This is a genomic window from Dasania sp. GY-MA-18 (assembly GCF_024734385.1).
Taxonomy (GTDB): Bacteria; Pseudomonadota; Gammaproteobacteria; order Pseudomonadales; family Dasaniaceae; genus Dasania; species Dasania phycosphaerae.
Genome location: NZ_JANHAP010000009.1, coordinates 137,430 through 157,171, shown reverse-complemented (window position 1 = coordinate 157,171; position 19,742 = coordinate 137,430). Strand labels below are relative to the sequence as shown.

Annotated in this window: 18 protein-coding genes; 8 read left to right on the top strand and 10 right to left on the bottom strand. The window is 47.8% G+C overall.

Annotated features, from left to right (window positions below):
* Positions 1-17 precede the first annotated feature (17 nt).
* Entirely contained in the window at positions 18-1,712 is a 1,695-nt protein-coding gene (locus NO559_RS12120) for an acyl-CoA dehydrogenase family protein (protein WP_258332108.1), read from the bottom strand.
* A gap of 623 nt (positions 1,713-2,335) precedes the next feature.
* On the opposite strand from NO559_RS12120, the gene NO559_RS12115 reads away from it, so the two are divergent.
* Genes NO559_RS12115 through NO559_RS12105 form a run of 3 tightly spaced genes read left to right on the top strand, consistent with a single transcriptional unit; the run spans position 2,336 to position 5,321 of the window.
* A complete protein-coding gene (locus NO559_RS12115; protein WP_258332107.1) occupies positions 2,336-3,547 on the top strand; it encodes a CoA transferase in 1,212 nt (403 codons plus the stop codon).
* A gap of 51 nt (positions 3,548-3,598) precedes the next feature.
* Entirely contained in the window at positions 3,599-4,456 is an 858-nt protein-coding gene (locus NO559_RS12110) for an acyl-CoA dehydrogenase (protein ID WP_258332106.1), read from the top strand.
* On the top strand, positions 4,446-5,321 hold the full coding sequence (locus tag NO559_RS12105) for a CoA ester lyase (RefSeq protein ID WP_258332105.1): 876 nt from the start codon (positions 4,446-4,448) through the stop codon (positions 5,319-5,321). Before NO559_RS12110 ends, NO559_RS12105 begins: the two co-directional genes overlap by 11 nt.
* 39 nt (positions 5,322-5,360) lie before the next feature.
* Here NO559_RS12105 and NO559_RS12100 read toward each other — a convergent pair whose 3' ends face one another.
* On the bottom strand, positions 5,361-6,146 hold the full coding sequence (locus tag NO559_RS12100) for a DUF3014 domain-containing protein (RefSeq protein ID WP_258332104.1): 786 nt from the start codon (positions 6,144-6,146) through the stop codon (positions 5,361-5,363).
* A gap of 240 nt (positions 6,147-6,386) precedes the next feature.
* Between NO559_RS12100 and NO559_RS12095 the strand changes: the two genes are divergently transcribed.
* From NO559_RS12095 to cydB, 3 genes are all read left to right on the top strand, one after another.
* A complete protein-coding gene (locus NO559_RS12095) occupies positions 6,387-6,941 on the top strand; it encodes a GbsR/MarR family transcriptional regulator (protein WP_258332103.1) in 555 nt (184 codons plus the stop codon).
* 72 nt (positions 6,942-7,013) lie between these two features.
* Positions 7,014-8,378 (top strand): cytochrome ubiquinol oxidase subunit I, encoded by a 1,365-nt coding sequence (locus tag NO559_RS12090; RefSeq protein ID WP_258332102.1) that lies wholly within the window; start codon positions 7,014-7,016, stop codon positions 8,376-8,378.
* A complete protein-coding gene (gene cydB, locus NO559_RS12085; protein WP_258332101.1) occupies positions 8,371-9,369 on the top strand; it encodes a cytochrome d ubiquinol oxidase subunit II in 999 nt (332 codons plus the stop codon). The genes NO559_RS12090 and cydB overlap by 8 nt, the downstream gene beginning before the upstream one ends.
* Before the next feature lie 116 nt (positions 9,370-9,485).
* Here cydB and NO559_RS12080 read toward each other — a convergent pair whose 3' ends face one another.
* A complete protein-coding gene (locus tag NO559_RS12080; protein ID WP_258332100.1) occupies positions 9,486-10,895 on the bottom strand; it encodes an aspartate aminotransferase family protein in 1,410 nt (469 codons plus the stop codon).
* Positions 10,896-11,401: 506 nt separating this feature from the next.
* Between NO559_RS12080 and NO559_RS12075 the strand changes: the two genes are divergently transcribed.
* Both NO559_RS12075 and NO559_RS12070 read left to right on the top strand, forming a co-directional pair.
* On the top strand, positions 11,402-12,289 hold the full coding sequence (locus NO559_RS12075) for a helix-turn-helix transcriptional regulator (RefSeq protein WP_258332099.1): 888 nt from the start codon (positions 11,402-11,404) through the stop codon (positions 12,287-12,289).
* Positions 12,290-12,312: 23 nt separating this feature from the next.
* Entirely contained in the window at positions 12,313-12,939 is a 627-nt protein-coding gene (locus NO559_RS12070; protein WP_258332098.1) for a hypothetical protein, read from the top strand.
* Here NO559_RS12070 and NO559_RS12065 read toward each other — a convergent pair.
* From NO559_RS12065 to NO559_RS12030, 7 genes are all read right to left on the bottom strand, one after another.
* Complete coding sequence (locus NO559_RS12065) at positions 12,931-13,359, bottom strand: hypothetical protein (RefSeq protein ID WP_258332097.1); 429 nt, start codon at positions 13,357-13,359, stop codon at positions 12,931-12,933. The two genes, NO559_RS12070 and NO559_RS12065, sit on opposite strands and share 9 nt — an antisense overlap.
* Before the next feature lie 26 nt (positions 13,360-13,385).
* On the bottom strand, positions 13,386-13,928 hold the full coding sequence (locus NO559_RS17000; protein ID WP_309149073.1) for a rhodanese-like domain-containing protein: 543 nt from the start codon (positions 13,926-13,928) through the stop codon (positions 13,386-13,388).
* A 20-nt stretch (positions 13,929-13,948) separates the two neighbouring features.
* Positions 13,949-14,257, bottom strand: a complete 309-nt coding sequence (locus tag NO559_RS12050; RefSeq protein ID WP_258332096.1) for a metalloregulator ArsR/SmtB family transcription factor — start codon at positions 14,255-14,257, stop codon at positions 13,949-13,951.
* A 179-nt stretch (positions 14,258-14,436) separates the two neighbouring features.
* On the bottom strand, positions 14,437-15,126 hold the full coding sequence (locus NO559_RS12045; RefSeq protein WP_258332095.1) for a sarcosine oxidase subunit gamma: 690 nt from the start codon (positions 15,124-15,126) through the stop codon (positions 14,437-14,439).
* On the bottom strand, positions 15,119-18,142 hold the full coding sequence (locus NO559_RS12040; RefSeq protein ID WP_258332094.1) for a sarcosine oxidase subunit alpha: 3,024 nt from the start codon (positions 18,140-18,142) through the stop codon (positions 15,119-15,121). Before NO559_RS12040 ends, NO559_RS12045 begins: the two co-directional genes overlap by 8 nt.
* Complete coding sequence (locus tag NO559_RS12035) at positions 18,139-18,450, bottom strand: sarcosine oxidase subunit delta (RefSeq protein ID WP_258332093.1); 312 nt, start codon at positions 18,448-18,450, stop codon at positions 18,139-18,141. Before NO559_RS12035 ends, NO559_RS12040 begins: the two co-directional genes overlap by 4 nt.
* Before the next feature lie 15 nt (positions 18,451-18,465).
* Positions 18,466-19,719 (bottom strand): sarcosine oxidase subunit beta family protein, encoded by a 1,254-nt coding sequence (locus NO559_RS12030; RefSeq protein WP_258332092.1) that lies wholly within the window; start codon positions 19,717-19,719, stop codon positions 18,466-18,468.
* Positions 19,720-19,742: the final 23 nt, after the last annotated feature.

The window sequence follows — 19,742 nt, the reverse complement described above, 5'->3', positions numbered from 1 at the left end:
CTAGCGACATTGCTGCGTCATTCAACGTCGGCGGCTTCAATCATTGAGCGCGCTATTACTTTTAATGCTAGAGTTTCCTCTGCACCTTCAAAAATGGAAAGCACGCGAGAGTCTATCCAATAGCGGCTAACCGCTGACTCTTCGGCATAACCCATACCACCATGAATTTGCATAGCCTCCCGGCATAACCATTCTGAAGTTTTACAGGCAAACAGTTTTACTAAACTGGCTTCTACCTGCCCTTTTCCTGCATCCATAAGTCTGGCAACGGCATAGGTAAATTGTTTGGATGCAGTGAGCAATATGGCCATTCTGGCCAGCTTCACTTGCGTTAATTGATAATCGGCAATAGCGTGACCAAACACCTTGCGCTCTTTGGCGTAGTTCATGCCCTGCTCGAAGGCGGCCTGCATTAAACCATTTGCACGCGCCGCTGTTTGAATACGGCCTCCGGAAAAACCGGCCATGGTGTAATAAAACCCCTTGCCCAGCCCTGCATCACCACCTAGCAAATGGTCATCGGGCACAAATACCTGATCATAAAAAACATCAAACGAATGCATGCCGCGATAACCTATGGTGGCTATAGCCTTGCCACTAAGTACGCCACCGCTGGGCTGTTGATAACGAAATTCATGGCCATCGCTAGCGGGTTTTTCGACTAAAAACATACTTAAACCACGATGGCCTAAACTGCTATCGGCGTCGGTGCGCGCCAAGGTCAATAGCACACCAGCTTTACCAGCAAAAGTGCACCAGGTTTTTGCACCATTGAGCAACCAGCCACCTGCTACTCGCTCGGCCTTTAATTTCATGCTAGCTACATCCGACCCATAGTCTGGCTCGGTAATCGCTACTGCACAAAACGGATCGGCACTGGCTAACTTGGGTAACCAATAATGTTTTTGTGCTTCTGTACCTCCAGCCAGTAAAGCCCTGGATAAAATTTCTGGCCTAGTAATTAAACTGCCTGCTGCAGCCAGGGATCCGCGTGACAGTTCCTCTGTGACCACTATCATCCCCATAGTATCTTCTTCGCCATCGGCCTGTAGGCCACCATATTGCTCTGGTATGGAAAGACCGAAACAGCCCATATCCACCAAAGGCTGTAATATTTCATTGGGGACCAGTAAGTCTTCACGATGAATATGCTCTGCTAAAGGCATCACCACATCAGTGCTGAATTTTTGAAAAGCCTCGCGCATAATATTGATATCTTCCCCTAACTGGGGATCAGCAATATAACCTTCTTGCTGTATCAGCTGCTCACCAAGTGCGACGTAATGGCAAGTTTGTAATTGCTCTTGGCAAAATAAGTTTAGCTCTGGGTGATTTAATGTTTGCTCATATAATGCAGCTGATATGCCGTAATCAAGTAACCGCAGGGAGAGCTTAGAGCGCGCATTTTGCACTACCTCAGCACAAAACATCATAGCTATACGCTGTTCGTAAATAATGTCTTGGCCGCCGCTTTTCTGTTTATGTAGCTTTTCAGCATAATCAATCAAAAAGCTGGCAGCTGAAAACTCTGCCGAGCAATAAGCCAACTCATAAGCGCTGTATTGATAATTATCCAGCAACTCAGATGACAACTTACCCTCGCCATCCATACACTGCGACTTAATATAGGCATAAGCTTTAGAGAGGCACTGCTGCCCCTTAGAGAGAATTTCTTTTGCGTATAAAAACGAAACGGCTGAATTATCGGACAATGTAATAACCCTTATTTATTAATTATTGTTTTAAGTAGTTATTCAAACACTGCTGGTAACCAAGGATGTTTTATAATTTTTAGACAAAATAAAATTACATCAACACCCTGTTTCCACCAGACCGATAGACTATAGCCCAGGTATTTTTTAAACTGCAAACTCCGACTAGCAACAAATTTACTTTTGGTAATATTTCACAAAAACCGATTTTTTTTAATGTAAAAATAAAACACAACTAAAAAACCCACAAAAAAACGACTAACTTCTTAAAAAACCACCTAAACCACATACCTGATCAATTGTTTTAACTAGTAGCAAATACTGAAATAATGTAGTTGTGAAAAAAAACTACAATCAAATATCTTAATCACCTAACAGCTTTTAAAACGCCAAACAAGCCTATAAAAGTTACGAAATACATTCAAAGTTACGGAAAACTGGTGATTTTGATTTTTAAACAGCCATTTAAAACCACCCCACTATTCCCCTTATCAATACTCGAAATAAGAACAGCTTATATAGACTGCCCTTTTTAACTACTCTATTCTTGCTCAAAAACAATTAGCAGCATTAATAAATACTACGCCCGAGCTAATAATTTTATAAAAATACAGGGATAAAGAATGAAAAATATTCTTACTGGTATGCGCGTCATTGAGGCTTCTGCCTTTGTGGCAGCACCTCTGGGGGGCATGACGCTGGCGCAACTAGGAGCCGACGTCATTCGTATAGATGCAATTAATGGCGGTTTAGATTATCACCGCTGGCCAGTTACCAAGCACAATGTCAGTTTATTTTGGAACGGGCTAAATAAATCAAAACGCTCTATCGCCATTAACTTTCGTACACCTGAAGGAGCAGAGTTGGCAAAACAACTTATAAGCGCTGAAGGTGATAACGCTGGCATGCTGTTAACCAACTTCCCAGCGCGGGGGTGGTTAGACTACGAAGAGCTTAAACAGCATAGGCCGGACCTAATTCAGCTGACTATTCAGGGGGACCGCCACGGTAACTCAGCAGTGGACTATACGGTTAACCCTAGCATGGGCCTTCCGTTTCTTACGGGTAGCGAGCAAAGCCAAGACCCAACTAATCATGTACTACCCGCATGGGATTGTATTACCGGGCAAATGGCAGCCCTAGGCTTATTAGCCGCCGAACGCCATAGACGCATTAATAAAGAAGGCCAGCATATAAAACTGGCTTTAGCCGATGCTGCCATGGCTACCATGAGCCACTTAGGGTTTATTGCCGAAGCTCAATTGGGCGAGCAGCGCCCTCGCTATGGTAATTATTTATTTGGCGCTTTTGGGCGTGATTTTGTTACCAGTGATCACCACCGCATTATGGTGATAGGTTTAACCCCTAAACAGTGGCAGTCATTATGCTTAGCCACGGATAGCCAGCAACAAATGCTTGATTTAGCTACACAGCTAAACTTAGATTTCTCTCAAGAAGGTGACAGGTTTATCGCCCGTGAACAAATAGCTGAATGCCTAGAGGCTTATATATCCGCACAAACATTTAATACTATTCAATCCCGCTTTAATCAACACGGGGTTTGCTGGAGCCGCTACCAATCTATTAATGAATTAGTTGCTAACGACCCCGAATGCTCTACCAACAATCCCATGTTTAATAACATAGAACAAGCAAATGTAGGCAGCTACCTTGCCGCTGGTGCACCTTGGGATTTTTCATTGTTTGATCGGCTACCCGCACAACCCGCCCCCACCCTAGGCCAGCATACCGATGAAATATTATCGGAAATACTGCGCATAGACAGTAGCCAGATTGGGAAATTACATGACAAAGGCATAATTGCGGCAAGCTAACAGCGCATAATAACTAACCAGCTAAAACAATAATAACAAGCGAGGATTGCTATGACGGCTATCAATATCGAGCATTTAAATTGCTGGGTAGGCAAAACCCAAGTTAAAAAAGATAACCTGAACCCATTTTCTGCCCAAGCTCTAGCTGCAGCGCTAGATCACTCTTACTCCCCCTCTCAAGGCGCAGCACTGCCCGCTTTTTGGGACTGGTTGTATTTTCTAGATACACCGAAATCATCTTTAACAGACCTTGATGGCCACCCTAATAAAGGCGGTTTCTTACCCCCTGTCCCCTTACCTAGACGCATGTGGGCAGCAGGCGAAGTTGAAACCATTAAACCGCTTACCCTAGGTGTAGAAGCAAAACGTAAATCTACTATTGAAGAAATTAATATCAAAGAGGGCAGTACTGGCCTGTTAGCTTTTGTGACTGTGGGGCACGAAACCTTTCAACAACAAGAGCTTTGTATCAGACAAACTCAGTCTATTGTTTACCGGCAGCAACCACCACCTGGATCGCCGCTACCAGCTGCCAAATCACCCAACCATAACGCAGAATTTTCGCTAGACTTTAGCGCCAATCAAGTGCTGCTGTTTCGCTATTCGGCGCTTACCTATAATGCACACCGTATACATTACGATAGAAATTACGCTATGGAAGAGGAAGGTTATCCCGCCCTAGTAGTACACGGCCCCTTGCTAGTGACGCTACTTTTAAATGCTGCAGCTCAGTACTACCCTAAGGTAAAAATCAAACGCTTTAATTTTAAAGCGCTACGCCCCACCTTTGATATTCACCCCTTTAAATTACAGGGCTGCTTGCAAAACCGAGTGTTACATTTGTGGACTATAGATAAAGACAATGCTCTGTGCATGCAAATAACGGCGGAGCTTGATCATGAGTGCTAATAATCCGGTATATCCCGGCTGGCGTTCGCTGCTATTCGTACCCGGCCATCAGCAGCAACTTATAGACAAAGCCCACACACGCGGTGCCGATGCGATTATTTTAGATTTGGAAGATAGCGTACCTAGCAGTCAAAAAAAAATAGCACGCGAACAACTTATTAACGCCGCAAAAAAACTACAAAAAGCTGGCACCGCCACCTTGGTACGTATTAATCAAGACGTAGATCATGTAACAAAAGATCTAATAGCAGCCATCAGCCCTCATGTTGATGCGCTAGTCATACCTAAAGTGGAATCAGCAACAGACATACAAACAATCGCTAAGCAAGTTGATGAATTGGAGACGCTTAATAATATGACTGCTGGCCACACACGCTTGCTAGCCTTAATTGAATCGGTAGACGCTTTACCTAGACTAGACGAGATCGCCACAGCCCACCCAAGGTTAGTCGCCATGACTTTAGGCTCGGAAGACTTTTGTGCTACAGCCTATATGCGCCCCAATACCACCACACTAATGCTACCTAGCCAAATGATCGCCTTTGCCTGTCGCCGTGCGGGCATTAGCCCACTGGGTTTTCCGGGATCTATTGCAGATTACAACAACAGTGAAGCTTTTAGCGCTGCTATCAGCATAGCCAAGCAACTGGGCATGGTGGGTGCCTTTTGCATACACCCTAAGCAAGTAGGCATAATCAATACCGGGCTGGCAGCCACTGCCGATGAAATTGAAAATGCGCACAAACTCATTGAAGCTTTTGCAGCTGCCGAAGAATTAGGCTTAGGGGCTATAGAATTTCAAGGCAAGATGGTGGATATGCCGGTAGTGCTGAGAGCTAAAGAGCTGCTAAATCTCCAGCTCTAAATAACCGCGGCAAAGTCCAGGCTACTATAGCCCTAGCCGTTATAATTGCTGCTTAAACTCCGTTAAAAACGCCTGCAAAGCCTTTTGATTGTCGCGACCTAAGCGCCAAATCATTTTATCCAGGTCGCTGCGTTTTTCTAAGGCTTCGTCTTTGTAGCGGTAAAACACATGGGGCTGTACCAGCTCGGCGCGCAGTGGCGCGGGCTCTAGGGTGATAATACGCTCTATGCTTTTCATCAAGCGATCTGAAAACAACTCTGAGCGGCCCTGTTCGCTGTAAGCCTTATCTAATAGCGGCTGCCAGTAACGGTAATACCGGGCCAGTAATTGCGGGTCTATGGCCGTTACCGCCTTCACTAAAGCGTCGACGCGCTTATTGTTAGACTCGCTGGCACGCAATACGCCATTGTTTTTTTCAACTTCAAACTTGCCCAAGGGATAGACCAATGCTGGGTATTTACGGGGGAAGCTGCCGTCGGCCATCATATCTACCGTGGCCACCCATTTGCGCAGCTGTTGCTGGGGTTGTAGCCAGGCTTTTAATGAGGGAGCAAGGGACTCGGCCAAGGCCTTAACGTCTTCGTCACTGCTATCCAAGCTGACCGGTGGCGGCAATAGGTCTGCATTGGGGTCTGGCTCAGGCTCAGCGACGGGCTCAAGGGCCTCGGGCTCTTTGCGCATTACAGGCGCGGGCTCAGGCTCGGGGGCCAGTTGCGGGGCTGGCGGCTTGCTTGGTTCCACACCTTGCTGCAATTGCCAATACGACAGCGCTGCCACTAGCGCCACTACAACAACAATCAAACCCAGCACAGAAGACTTCTTCATAACAAGCTAAACACCTTTGCTAAAACTAAAACCATAAGACAAATTAACCGCACTAAAAGTTCACCCAGCCTAGGCTGTGTTGTGCTTTTAAGGTCAGCTTAATCTGTTACTCCCCTGCCTGCATAGCCGCACATAGCGAAATTTAATGGCCAGCCAACACAGAAAAGCATTGACTTAAATCAGCCTTACTTATAAAGTTTCAGAAATTTCTGAAACTTTATAAGTTGAGCGCTAAGCACCATGCAAATGACCTCCAAAATCGAAAGCTTTGTGATGCACTGTGGCGAGATGGGCAGCCGCTGGGGCTTTAACCGCACCATAGGGCAAATGTATGGGCTGATGATTATTATGCCCGAGCCGCTAAGTGCCACGACCTTATCGGAAACCCTTAATATTTCCCGCGGCAATGTCAGCATGGGTATTAAAGAGCTGCAGTCTTGGCGCTTAGTACAGGTGCATCATATACCCGGCGACCGCAAAGACTACTACGGCCCGGCCGGGAGTATTTGGGAGATGGCCCAGCGCGTATTTGAAGAGCGTCGCAAACGCGAGATGGACCCCACCCTATCGCTGCTGCGCGCCACCATTTTAGATGAGCCCGCTAATGAGCAAGAGGCCTACGCCCAAGAAAAAATGCGTGAAATACACGACCTGCTGGAAACCATCACCCACTGGGCTGCCGAGTTGCAAACTATGAGCCCAGAAAAGCTCAACACCCTAATGAAGCTGGGTGCAGGCGTGGGTAAAGTGCTGGATATGAAAGCCAAGCTGCTTAGCGACTCCAGTCGCAAGTAAGCCTACCACCTACGTTTTTTCTTTTCCGCCACCTCGGTGGCAAGTGTCTTGTGTTAATGAGCGGAGCTAGCCATGTTAGATACGATAGTATTGTCGCGCATACAGTTTGCGACCAATATTAGTTTTCATATTTTATTTCCCACTATCACCATTGCCCTGTGCTGGTTTTTGCTATTTTTTAAAATACGTTACGACCAAACCGGCGACCCAGTGTGGATGCGCGCCTATAGGTTTTGGGTAAAAATATTTGCCCTTACCTTTGCCCTGGGCGTGGTTAGCGGTATTACCATGTCGTTTCAATTTGGCACTAACTGGCCAGGTTTTATGGAACGAGTGGGCAATATAGCCGGCCCTTTATTGGGTTACGAGGTGCTCACCGCATTCTTTTTAGAAGCAACCTTTTTAGGCATTATGCTGTTTGGTATTAAACGCGTACCGCCTAAAATTCATACCCTAGCTACGGCCATAGTTGCCTTGGGCACCACCCTATCTGCGTTTTGGATTTTATCGCTTAATTCCTGGATGCAAACCCCCACTGGCTTTGAGCTGCGTGATGGCGTGGTGTACCCCACCGATTGGCTAGCCATCATTTTTAACCCATCTTTTCCCTACCGCTTTAGCCATATGTTGTTAGCTTCGGCATTAACAGCTTCGTTTTTAGTGGCTGGCCTCAGTGCTTACCGCATATTGCGCGGAGATGTTAAACGGGCGCCACGGCTAACCTTAAAAGTTAGCTTAACCGCGGCAATGATTTTAGCGCCCATGCAGGCTTTGGTCGGTGACTTTCACGGCCTTAACACCCTAGAGCATCAACCACAAAAAATCGCTGCCATGGAAGGGGTATGGCACACCGAAAAAGGTGCGCCGCTATTATTATTCGCCATCCCCGACGAACAAGAAAAGCGCAACCATTTTGAAATTGCCATACCCAAAATGGCCAGCTTTATTTTAACCCACGATTTAGAGGGCGAAATAAAAGGGCTGAATGAATTTGAAGGCCAGCACCCGCCAGTTAAACCCGTATTTTTTGCCTTTAGGGTGATGGTGGGCTTAGGGGTATTAATGATAGCCGTAGCCTGGTGCGCAAGAATACAGCTGGCACGCAAACCTATGCTGCCGCGCTGGTTGCTAAAAACCTTAGTCGCCATGAGCTTTTCCGGCTGGCTGGCCACTCTGGCAGGCTGGTATGTAACCGAAATTGGTCGCCAACCTTATCTGGTATCGGGGGTACTAACCACTGCCGAAGCCGCCACCGATATAGCCCCAGCTAATGTGGGCATTTCACTAGCTATGTATCTTATTGTGTATGCCTTTTTATTGGTTGCCTACTTGCACACTATTTTTGTAATGGCACGCCGCGCCATAGAGATAGAAGAAATTAGCGACGAAGAACACGGCAAGCTTAGCCCAAACAATAAGGAGCCTTCACATGCTTGATCAACACACGCTGGCAATTATTTTTGTTAGCCTTATGGGGCTAGCCACATTAATGTACGCCATACTCGATGGCTATGATTTGGGGGTAGGCATTTTGCTGCCGCTCAATCACCAAGAGCATAGCGATACCATGATCGCCTCTATAGGCCCCTTTTGGGATGCCAACGAAACCTGGCTGGTATTGGCCATAGGCTTATTGCTTATCGCTTTTCCCAGCGCCCACAGCATGATTTTAAAGGCCTTGTATTTACCCGCCGCAGTTATGCTAATCGGTTTAATTTTGCGCGGGGTAGCCTTTGATTTTAGAGCCAAGGCCAGCTTTAGCCACAAACCCAGTTGGGATAAAGCCTTTAAGGGCGGCTCGCTGCTGGCCTCACTGGCACAGGGCTATATGCTGGGTATGTATGTGAATGGCTTTGACCAATCACTGCACGGCTATCTCTTTGCTATGCTCAGCGCCCTGGGGGTCAGTGCGGCCTATTGTTTTATAGGCTCGGCCTGGCTAATTATGAAAACCGAAGGTGAGCTACAGCGCAAAGCCATACAGCAGTGCAAGCACACCCTAGGCATAGCCTTTATAGGGATTATCTTGGCATCATTTTTTAACTTATTACTCTACCCCTCGGTATACGACAAATGGTTTGAAATGCCCCACGCGCTGCTGTTACTGCCTATACCGGTGATTTGTATCACGCTATTTATAGCCTGCTACTTAATGCTAAAGCGTATGACACTGCACCGCGGCAAGCGCCAAAGCCTGCCCTTTATTATGTGCATATTGATTTTTAGTTTGAGTTTTTTTGGCTTAGGTTTTAGCTTCTTCCCCTATATAGTACCGGGCCAGTTAACCATATGGCAGGCAGTGGCGGCGGCGGAGTCGCTAAACTTTATTTTTTGGGGCGCGATTGTGGTGGTGCCCACTATCTTTGCCTACACCCTGTATTCTTACCGCGTGTTTTGGGGCAAGGTAGAAGATTTACGCTACTACTAAGCTGCCATGGCCCACAGCTATTTGCAGCAGCAATAAAAAAAGGCAAGCCCTGTAAACACGGCTTGCCTTTTTTGTTAGTGCTATTTTATTGCAGCACTGTTTTGATCAAACGTTTATTAGGCGCTGAGTGCCTCAGGCTTTTTTGCCTTTAGGGCCTCTACTTTTTCAACGGCTTCAGAAATAACACGGTATAGAATATCTACCATCTCGCGTATTTCATCAGGGCCAGCTGTTAATGGTGGTGACAATTGCACTACCGGCTCACCACGGTCATCGGTTCTACACATCAGGCCTTCTTCATACAGGCGTGGTGATAAAAACTTAAACAAGATGGCTTCTGACTCTGCTTCAGTAAACATCTGCTTAGTGGCTTTATCTTTAACCAGCTCTATACCGTAGAAGTAACCGGCACCGCGCACTTCACCCACTATAGGTAGCTCGGTTAGTTTATTGAGCTCAGATTTAAATAGCGCTTCGTTATTGCGTACGTTTTCTAGAATATTCTCTTTTTCAAAAGCATCTAACGTAGCCAAGGCTGCCGCACAGGCAACAGGGTGGCCACCAAAGGTAGAGCCGTGTAAGAAAATCTTGTCGTCATCCAAGAAAGGCTCCATTAAGAAGTCTCTGGTGATCATGGCACCCATAGGTACAAAACCACTGGTGATACCTTTAGCACAGGTGATGATGTCAGGCATGTATTCAAAACGCTCACAGCCAAACATATAACCTAGACGACCAAAGGCACAGATAACCTCGTCAGAAACCAATAGTACGCCGTACTTGTCACAGATTTCACGTATACGCTTAAAGTAACCCTCAGGCGGTAACAAGCAACCACCCACGTTTTGTATGGGCTCAAGAAATACTGCCGCTACTGTATCGGGGCCTTCAAACTCTATGGCGCGTTCTATATCCAACGCACACTCTTCCGCAAACTCTTCCATGTTGTCGCAGTTTACCGCGTGACGGCTGCGGTATAAGCCGGTGTTTTCTACGTGGCGAGCACCAGGCACTAAAGGCTCAAATACACCCTTAATAGTTGCACCACCATTTATAGACAATGCACCAAAGCTAGTACCGTGATATGCCAGGTTACGGGCAATAACTTTATAACGACCAGGCTCACCGATTTCTGCAAAATATTGACGCGCTAATTTCCACGCGGCTTCTACTGCTTCGCCGCCACCACTAGTGAAAAATACACGGTTTAAATCACCGGGGGCGTAGTCAGCTATACGCTTGGCTAACTCTATAGCGCCGGGGTGGGCATAACTCCAAATAGGAAAGAAGCCTAACTTTTCAGTTTGCTCGGCTATAGCCTTGGCTATATCCTTACGGCCGTGGCCCAATTGCGAGGTAAATAAGCCAGCTAAGCCGTCTATGTATTTTTTGCCGTTAGTGTCATACACATAGCAACCTTCACCATGAGTAATAACAGGAACATCTTGTTTTTTATACGTCCCCATACGGGTAAAATGCATCCACAAATGGTCTTTAGCATCTTGTTGCATTTGTTTCGTATCCATATCTTCACCTTAATAATATTACGAAGAAATCCATGAACTCATACTCGCTTACCTGCGCAATGAGTTAATAAACTTAGCATAGCTGGTTATTAACTCATGGCTAAAAAGCTTTACTAGCGATCTATTAAAAAAATCGCATGGATCTTAATCTAAGAGCGCTCAGTATACTCAGCCCAAAGCCTTTTTATATACCCAAGCTAGGGCATACTACCGGCCGCCCAGCCTATAAAAAGGCCGAAAAAGCAGTTAAAACCCCCCGTTAAGCCCCTGAAATTAAAGACCTTTCTTAAGCCTTACTGATCTCAATTATTTTTATCAAGCTGTCATTAAATGACGCGCAATATGACCCAAACTGGGTATATGCCAGCGCAATGTAAGTTTGACTTTAAAAAGCTGGCAGCGTAAATTGCTTGCTTCTAAATGAGACCAATCATGCGATGTATTACACTCTTATTCATAAATAACACTCTTTATAGCGCCCTGTTTTTTACTAGGAGCCCTATACTATGAGCACCCAGCCCCCCCTCGCTAACCCGGCATTAGAGGCATGGAACAAACAGCTGGCTGAAGCCATAGCCGAGCTAACCACTGATAATTTTTTCCCAGAACTGCTAAAACAGCTGGCTCAGTCTGTCGCTATAGATTATCCGCAGGTCTGGCTTTATAGACGCGACCTTACCCCCAAGGCACTGTATTTTCAGATCAACGAAAAAGAACGCCGCGCACAAATAGATAACTATATAGACGGCTCCTACCAGCTAGACCCTTTTTACTTAGCTGCTGTTAATAACCAACAGCCCGAAGGGCTGTACCGCATGACCGAATTGAGTGTTAGAGGCTTTCAACAAAGCGATTACTACCGCAGCTATTACGCCCAGTGCGATACCGCCGATGAAATCGCCTTTATGATAGATTTGGACGAAGGCACTTCCCTGCAAATTTCCCTGATGCGCAACCAAGGTTCGCCGCGTTTTAGCGAACAAGAGCTAGATTTTTTCCGCGCTATAGAGCCCACAATTAGAGAGCTGGCACTGCAACATGCCAAGCTAACCAATTTGGCTGAAAGGGCCGTGGATGAAAGCTATGTCGCCCCCGGCTTTGAAAAAAATATCAACCAGGCCTTTGACCTGTTTGGCCGCTCACTGCTAACCGGCCGTGAAAAAGACGTACTAGGCCTTACCCTACAAGGCTGTAGCACCGATGTAGCGGCTGAAAAACTGAATATTTCTATAGAAACCCTACGCCGCCACCGCAAACATATTTATAAAAAACTGGATGTAAACTCGCAGGCCGAGTTGTTCTCACTGTTTTTTAACTCGTTAAGCTGCTTTGAAAGCGCCCCCACCCAAGACCCCTTAGCGATTTATATGGGTACCGACGATAAAAACAGCTAGCTTAGCCCTACCCCGGCACTAACATGAAAGCCGCCATTAGCCCCCTGCTCCGCGGCAGCCAGCGCCTCATACGCTGGCTGGTCAACAGGCCCCGCGAAATGCTGATAGTAGCTTTTATCATAGGCTTTATTGCCGTGCTGCTACTCAACCGACAAGCTAAGTACCTAGCCATCCCACTAGCCGACATTAGCAGCCAGCAACTGTATATACACAAGGGCAACGATAGCGCCTACCTGATTATAAAAATGCCACGGGCACTACTTGGGCAAGCAATAAGGCAGCAAAACGCCAAGGCGCTAAGCAAAAACCCACTGGTATCTGATCCACCCCACAAAACACAACCCCACCCCAATTATAGGGTGCTGGCACTACAATATCGCCACGGCTATTACCTGCTGCCTTCTAATCGCTGGTGGCATTATCACGTACCCTGTATACACATACGCTATATACCCCATAATTTTTATCATCATGGCCAGCTGGTGCGCGGTGGGTTTAAGTGTGATTACTCGGCCTCAGAGGCCTGGGCCGATAAACTGCTGTATAACCTGCAGGGTGAGAGCCTTAGCCCTTATTTGGCCAACCTCTACACGCCGCTGTTTCATATTAAGGATGGGGAGCTGCGCATAGGCAGCAGCCGCTCAGACTGAGGGCGGCGTGTCTTCGGGCTCGGGCTCGGGCTTAGCCTCTGCAATAACACCCTGCTCTAGCTGCTGGCCTGCCTCCTCCAGCGCCTCGGGGGTGGGCGCCAAAGCCGGCTCATTACTTTGAAAAGAGCTGGGCAAAACCTCTATACCAAAACGACGGCCAAAGGCACAAAGCATAGGCACAGTTACGACACTGCCTGGAGTGATAGCCAGCAACAACAATGCCGCGATTTTATGCACGTCTTTTAGCTGCTCTATGGCTGCGCGTATTTCATGTGCTTCCGGCTTGCGACCATTGGGCAGTTTTTGGGTTAGGGCTTCAAAAAAGGTGCGCACCATTTCTTTGGTTTCTTGGCGCTCTTTGCTTAAGCCCACCATAACTCGGTCAAAAACTTTGCTGTAACGTTCAAACTCTATAGGCATTGCGTTAACACTTGTGGTTGTAAAATTTACTTCGCCTGGTTCCAAGGCATACGTGACAACAGTATACCCATACCACAGGTGTTGGTGATACCCGCAAATACTAAGCCCGCCCCCACAAAAGCCGACAAAGCATAAAAATACGGCGTCAATTGGCTACCCAACACTACCCCCACTAATACCAAACTGCCCGCCGCTATGCGCACTTGCCGCTCCAGCGATATCACCTTGCTAGTACCCTGCTCTAGTGCTGCACCGGCCTGTTTTAACGCGGCAATACCACCCTCAACGACGACACAACACTCCGCTTTATCAGCTAACTGGCTAACCGCCATCTGCGCGCGCTGGCCGCTGCCACAGAGCAAGTAAATATCCTCACCCTCGCTGCGCTCTGTACTGCTTAACAACTGCGCTAAACTGCTATCGTTAAAATCATGCAGGGGCAAATGCAGGCTGCCTGCTAAACATTCATTATTCACCTCGGCGGCACTGCGCACATCTACTACACACAGCTGCGGCTTAGTCTCTTGCAGCGCTTTAAACTGCTTGGCATCTATACGCTTATAATTCATCACTGACTCCTAAGGCCCTGTTACGGACAATAAATAGATTTTAAAACGGCGATGATTTTTATCGCCTCATCGCCACTTAATCGGTAATAAATAGTTTGCGACTCACGCCTGGTAGCCACCAAACCCGCAGCTCGCAAACTAGCCAAGTGCTGAGACAGCGCCGACTGGCTAAGCGCCGTATGCGCATTAAGCTCACTCACTGATAACTCTTGATCAATCAATAAGCACAACAACATTAAGCGGTGCTTATTGGCCAATTGTTTTAATAGATCAGCTGCCTCTTGGGCGTGCTGTTCCAGCTTACTAATATCAATAGCCTGTTCTGACACAAATCGCCCTCACCACTAATCCTATTGAGTTACCATACTACATTAGATTAACCTAAATTAGAATCATCTTATATAACTAACAAAAAAAAGCCTGCAAAAGCAGGCAAACAGCGAGACCTATTGATAAACAGCTAGGGATCTATGCTAATGACAGCCCAGATCAGAACTGGGCTCAAGGCTTACCCCTTAATCTGTAAGCCATATTCGGCTGATGCATCCTGCAGCCATAGCCACAGATAGTCGGCAAAGCTGCGCCGAACAACTAAATCCCAGGCCTCCTCCCCCGAGCGACTGATCACTGCCTGACTCTTGGCAAATACCGACGTCACCACTTTGCCCACCGGAAAGTTACGTTCATGCACATCATAAGGCGTGGATTTGCACAGTACTTTATCGACATCTGGCCCCGTTAGGCGAAGAACCGTCTGGCCTCCTGAGACATTAACAATGGCATAGTGACCTGTTAATTCTGCGCGCAACTCGCGCTCTAGTTGAAACGCCTGCTTTGCCGGCATAATAAGTAACCATTCGTCAGGCGAAACCCAGTGCACTGATAACTCACCAATCACTTCAGTTTTAAGAGCAGCCGGTAAGGCAACGCCTAAAACCTTAGTAACTCCAGCAACAAAGCTTTGATTGTTAGGGTCACCCCGTAACACAAGATGCCCCAATAACTTCAGCTCTTGCAGGCAGACCCCACCCTTAGCATCACTTTGTTTGGCAATCGCCCCCAACTCAGCGTGAGCTAAGGGGCTGTCTGCCCGCGGGCCTTCTCCAGCTAATAAGTTCATCACAGCCACCTGTGGTTTAGCGGCCTGTTCACCAGCCTGTACCGGGCTACTAGCTTCTACATTTGTAACATCAGACATTTTGACGCTCTCCCTTCGGATCTAAGAATATTGGGCTGCAAATCTCCGCTTCGATAACGGAACCATCGGGCTGCGGGTAATAAACCGTCTGCCCCATGCGTTCGAACCCATCGCGTATCATGCCCATGGCAATACTTCTGCCCAAACAAGCGCTGTAGTAGCTAGAGGTGATATGCCCCAACATCGTCATCGGCACTGGCTCATTAGGGTCAGCAACCGCCTGTGAACCTTCGGGTATAACCACATCACTACGCTTGGTTTTAAGGCCCACTAATTGTTTACGATTTTTACGTAAACAATCTTCGCGGTTCATACCTCGTTTACCAATGTAACTGTATGGTTTTTGATTACTCACACACCAGTCCATCCCTAAGTCGATAGGAGTGACTGAGCCGTCAGTATCTTGGCCGGCAATAATAAAACCTTTTTCGGCACGCAATATGTGCATAGTTTCTGTACCGTAAGGGGTCAGGTTATATTTAGCGCCGTGTTCAAAAACCTTCTCCCAAACATAAAGGCCATAGTTAGCCGGCACATTAACCTCGAACGACAGCTCGCCGGTAAAAGAGATACGGAATACACGTGCTGGCACACCCGCTACCGTGCCTTCATGCCAATCCATAAATTTAAAAGCATCGCGGCTTAAATCAATATCACCCGTCAACTCCGACAACAGCTTGCGGCTGTTAGGGCCAGAGATAGTCATAGTCGACCACTGGTCGGTCACGGTATTAAAGTAAACCTCCATCTCGGGCCATTCGGTTTGGTGATACAGCTCCAACCATTCCAACACGCGGGCGGCACCGCCGGTGGTGGTGGTCATCACAAAGTGATCATCAGCTAAGCAAGCAGTTACACCATCATCAAACACCATGCCATCTTCACCACACATTAGGCCGTAGCGGCATTTGCCGATGGCAAGCTTTGCCCAAGCGTTGGTGTAGATACGGCCTAAAAATTCACGCGCATCTTTACCCTGTATATCGATTTTACCTAAGGTCGAGGCATCTAAGATGGCCACTCCCTCACGAGCCGCCTTACACTCACGGTTAAGTGATTCTTGCATAGACTCACCCGCCTGCGGGAAGTACCAAGGGCGTTTCCACAAGCCAACATCCTCAAATAAGGCACCGTTTTTTAAGTGCCAGCTATGCATGGCGCTGTAGCGTTTAGGATCAAATAACTCACCACAGTGGCGGCCGGCAACAGCGCCAAAGGTAACCGGTGTGTAGTTGGGGCGGAAAATTGTAGTGCCTGTTTCAGGAATTGTTTTGTTCATCGATTTAGCGGCAATCGCCATGCCGTTAATATTACCCAGCTTGCCTTGGTCGGTACCAAAGCCCATGGCGGTGTAACGCTTAACGTGCTCGATAGATTCATAGCCTTCACGGGTGGCGATTTCGATACCCGCTGCCGTCACATCAGTCTGAAAATCGACAAACTGTTTTGGCGCCCTGCTTGTAGGCTTGCTATGCGGAATGTGAAATAAGGCCATCGCCGCCCCAATATGCCGCTCATCAACCTTGGGTAAGCTAATGCTAGGTACAGTATCAAAGCCGGCATTAATCGCGGCTTCACGGCCCGCCTGAAAACCTTCTTGCAAACATGTGCTAAGAGCTGCGGTACCGTTAATGGCACCTGCTGTGAGCTGCTTTTGCTGGCTATTACCAGGCACAAAGCCGATAACATCGTCGCGCCACACCGGGCGACTGCCTGTATGACAAGAAAGATGCACTGCGGGGCTCCAGCCACCTGAGCTAGCAACGGTATCGCAGGTTAAATGTTTTACCGGCCCCAGCGCTTTATCACCTAGCTGATTAATAGCCGATACAGATACGCCCGTTACACGTTTACTGCCCTTTACTTCAATCACTGCACTGCCGGCAATAACCTTCAAGCCACGCCTATTTGCCTCGTCGATAACATCGCCACCTGGATGGGCTCGGGTATCAACTATGGCCACCACAAATCTACCACTTTCGGCCCAATCAAAGGCTGCTTGATAAGCACTATCATTAGTGGTCATCAACACTAATCGCTCACCCGGAACTACCGAATAACGTTTAATATAGGTGGTAACCGCCGAGGCCAACATGCAACCTGGCACATCGTTATTAGCAAACACCAATGGCCTCTCATGTGCGCCAGTTGCCAATACCACCCACTTGGCACGCACGCGATGCATACGCTGCCTAGCCTGGCCTATAGGCGCACAATCTAAAAGATGATCGGTGCAGCGCTGGTGTATCGTCAAGAAGTTATGATCGTGATAGCCATTAACCGTTGAACGCGGCAATAATTGCACATTGTCACAAGCTTCTAGCTGAGCAATCACTTCTGCGGCCCACTCTGAGGCGGGACGGCCGTCGATGCTCTCACTGGCGTGCAGCAAGCTACCGCCTAGCTCGGCTTGCTCATCGGCCAAAATCACACGCGCCCCACTGCGCGATGCACTTAATGCTGCGGCAAGTCCAGCAGCACCACCGCCAACAATCATAACGTCAACATGCTGGTTAATGTGATCGTAAATATCGGGGTCGTTCTCCCGTGGCGAACGCCCAAGACCCGCGGCTTTACGAATACATTTTTCGTAGGTGTCCCACATAGACTGCGGGTACATAAAGGTTTTGTAGTAAAAACCCGGTGGCATAAAGCTGCCCCCTGCTTTACCTACTAAACCCATAACATCAAACTCGGCACTGGGCCAGCCATTAGTCACTTGGCACACTAAGCCATCAAACAATTCTTGCTGCGTGGCTCGCACATTGGGCACTTGCGTTGCTTCGGTCGCCCCCATTTGCAGTATCGCATTTGGCTCTTCTGCACCGGCAGCAATCACACCCCGTGGGCGACTGTATTTAAAACTACGGCCGACGATATCAACGCCGTTAGCAAGTAAAGCCGACGCCACGGTATCCCCTTTAAAGCCTTGGTACTGTTTGCCATTAAAGGTAAAAGTCAGCGGTTGGCTGCGATCGATGCGGCCACCGCTAGAAAGGCGGTTGTTCTGTGTCATGCTGTACCCCTCGCTATCGAATCTTGCTCTGAAACAATCTGTGGCTGCTCGCCCATCTTGTACACTTCTTTTATTTCATAGCTCTGGGTGTCGCGTGTCATATTAAAAAACTTGCGGCAGCCAGCAGCATGCACCCACATTTCGTGGTGTAAACCTCTGGGGTTTTTGCGAAAGTAAAGGTAGTCGCCCCACTCCTCATCGGTGCAGTTATCAGGGTCTGCTGGGCGTGCGATATGTGCTTGGCCAGCAGCGTGAAACTCTTCCTCTTCCCGGTGCTCTTGGCAATAAGGACAATAGATATAAAACATGTTCTTGCTCCTCAGTTAGTGCGCCACACCGGCGGCACCGTGTTCGTCAATTAGGGATCCGTCGTTAAAACGGAACATCGAGAAGGGCTTAGCTAACTCATGTGCTTCACCTTTCGCCAAAGTGGCAGCAAACACATGGCCTGAACCTGGTGTTGCCTTAAAGCCACCCGTACCCCAACCGCAGTTGAAAAACAGGTTCTCTACCGGCGTGTCTGAAATAATGGGGCAAGCGTCTGGACAGGTATCAACAATACCGCCCCACTGTCGGTTCATACGTACGCGGCTAAAGATTGGGAATAACTCTATAATGGCTTGTACAGTGTGCTCGATAGTGGAGTAAGAGCCCCGCTGACCGTAACCGTTATAACCATCAATACCCGCACCGATAACTAAATCGCCTTTATCAGATTGTGATACGTAGCCGTGTACATGGTTTGACATAACAACGGTATCTAAGATGGGCTTTATTGGTTCGGATACCAACGCTTGTAAAGGGTGCGACTCTAACGGCAAGCTAAAACCAGCCATTTTTGCCAATACACTTGAGTTACCCGCTACCACGCAACCGATGCGGTCAGCTTTAATGAGACCGTGTTGCTTGGTGTGTACCGCTACCGCAGCACCGTCTTCGGTAATAATATCGTCGACTTCACATTGCTGAATCAAATCAACTCCCAAGGCGTCCGCTGCTCGGGCATAGCCCCAAGCCACCGCATCGTGGCGGGCGACACCGGCACGGGGCTGCCAAGAAGCACCCAATACGGGGTAGCGGGTATTGGCTGAGCAATCCATGATGGGTACAATTTCTTGTACCTGTTGGGTGTCGAGTACCTCTCCATCGATACCGTTAAGGCGGTTGGCATTTACGCGGCGCTGAATATCACGCATATCTTGTAACGTGTGGCCAAGGTTCAATACGCCGCGCTGCGAAAACATGACGTTGTAGTTAAGGTCTTGAGACAAGCCCTCCCACAATTTCATAGCATGCTCATACAAATGCGCTGATTCATCCCACAAATAATTTGAGCGCACAATCGTAGTGTTTCTGGCGGTGTTACCGCCCCCTAAGTAGCCTTTTTCAACGACTGCAATATTTGTAACACCGTGCACTTTAGCGAGATAGTAAGCCGTCGCCAAACCATGGCCACCGCCACCGACGATAACAACATCGTATTTAGCTTTCGGCTTGGGGTTGCGCCATGCCCGCTGCCAGTTCTCGTGATAACTTAGGCCGTGTTTTAATAGGCCAAAACCCGAGTATTTGTTCATTATAAGTTTCCTCTTTAAATGCC

What these genes read in the sequence shown, in the direction of transcription:
- NO559_RS12115 (WP_258332107.1), top strand. Translation starts at nt 2,336, where the DNA reads ATGAAAAATATTCTTACTGGTATGCGCGTCATTGAGGCTTCTGCCTTT.
- NO559_RS12110 (WP_258332106.1), top strand. Translation starts at nt 3,599, where the DNA reads ATGACGGCTATCAATATCGAGCATTTAAATTGCTGGGTAGGCAAAACC.
- NO559_RS12105 (WP_258332105.1), top strand. Translation starts at nt 4,446, where the DNA reads ATGAGTGCTAATAATCCGGTATATCCCGGCTGGCGTTCGCTGCTATTC.
- NO559_RS12100 (WP_258332104.1), bottom strand. Translation starts at nt 6,146, where the DNA reads ATGAAGAAGTCTTCTGTGCTGGGTTTGATTGTTGTTGTAGTGGCGCTA.
- NO559_RS12095 (WP_258332103.1), top strand. Translation starts at nt 6,387, where the DNA reads ATGCAAATGACCTCCAAAATCGAAAGCTTTGTGATGCACTGTGGCGAG.
- NO559_RS12090 (WP_258332102.1), top strand. Translation starts at nt 7,014, where the DNA reads ATGTTAGATACGATAGTATTGTCGCGCATACAGTTTGCGACCAATATT.
- cydB (WP_258332101.1), top strand. Translation starts at nt 8,371, where the DNA reads ATGCTTGATCAACACACGCTGGCAATTATTTTTGTTAGCCTTATGGGG.
- NO559_RS12080 (WP_258332100.1), bottom strand. Translation starts at nt 10,895, where the DNA reads ATGGATACGAAACAAATGCAACAAGATGCTAAAGACCATTTGTGGATG.
- NO559_RS12075 (WP_258332099.1), top strand. Translation starts at nt 11,402, where the DNA reads ATGAGCACCCAGCCCCCCCTCGCTAACCCGGCATTAGAGGCATGGAAC.
- NO559_RS12070 (WP_258332098.1), top strand. Translation starts at nt 12,313, where the DNA reads ATGAAAGCCGCCATTAGCCCCCTGCTCCGCGGCAGCCAGCGCCTCATA.
- NO559_RS12065 (WP_258332097.1), bottom strand. Translation starts at nt 13,359, where the DNA reads ATGCCTATAGAGTTTGAACGTTACAGCAAAGTTTTTGACCGAGTTATG.
- NO559_RS17000 (WP_309149073.1), bottom strand. Translation starts at nt 13,928, where the DNA reads ATGAATTATAAGCGTATAGATGCCAAGCAGTTTAAAGCGCTGCAAGAG.
- NO559_RS12045 (WP_258332095.1), bottom strand. Translation starts at nt 15,126, where the DNA reads ATGTCTGATGTTACAAATGTAGAAGCTAGTAGCCCGGTACAGGCTGGT.
- NO559_RS12040 (WP_258332094.1), bottom strand. Translation starts at nt 18,142, where the DNA reads ATGACACAGAACAACCGCCTTTCTAGCGGTGGCCGCATCGATCGCAGC.
- NO559_RS12035 (WP_258332093.1), bottom strand. Translation starts at nt 18,450, where the DNA reads ATGTTTTATATCTATTGTCCTTATTGCCAAGAGCACCGGGAAGAGGAA.
- NO559_RS12030 (WP_258332092.1), bottom strand. Translation starts at nt 19,719, where the DNA reads ATGAACAAATACTCGGGTTTTGGCCTATTAAAACACGGCCTAAGTTAT.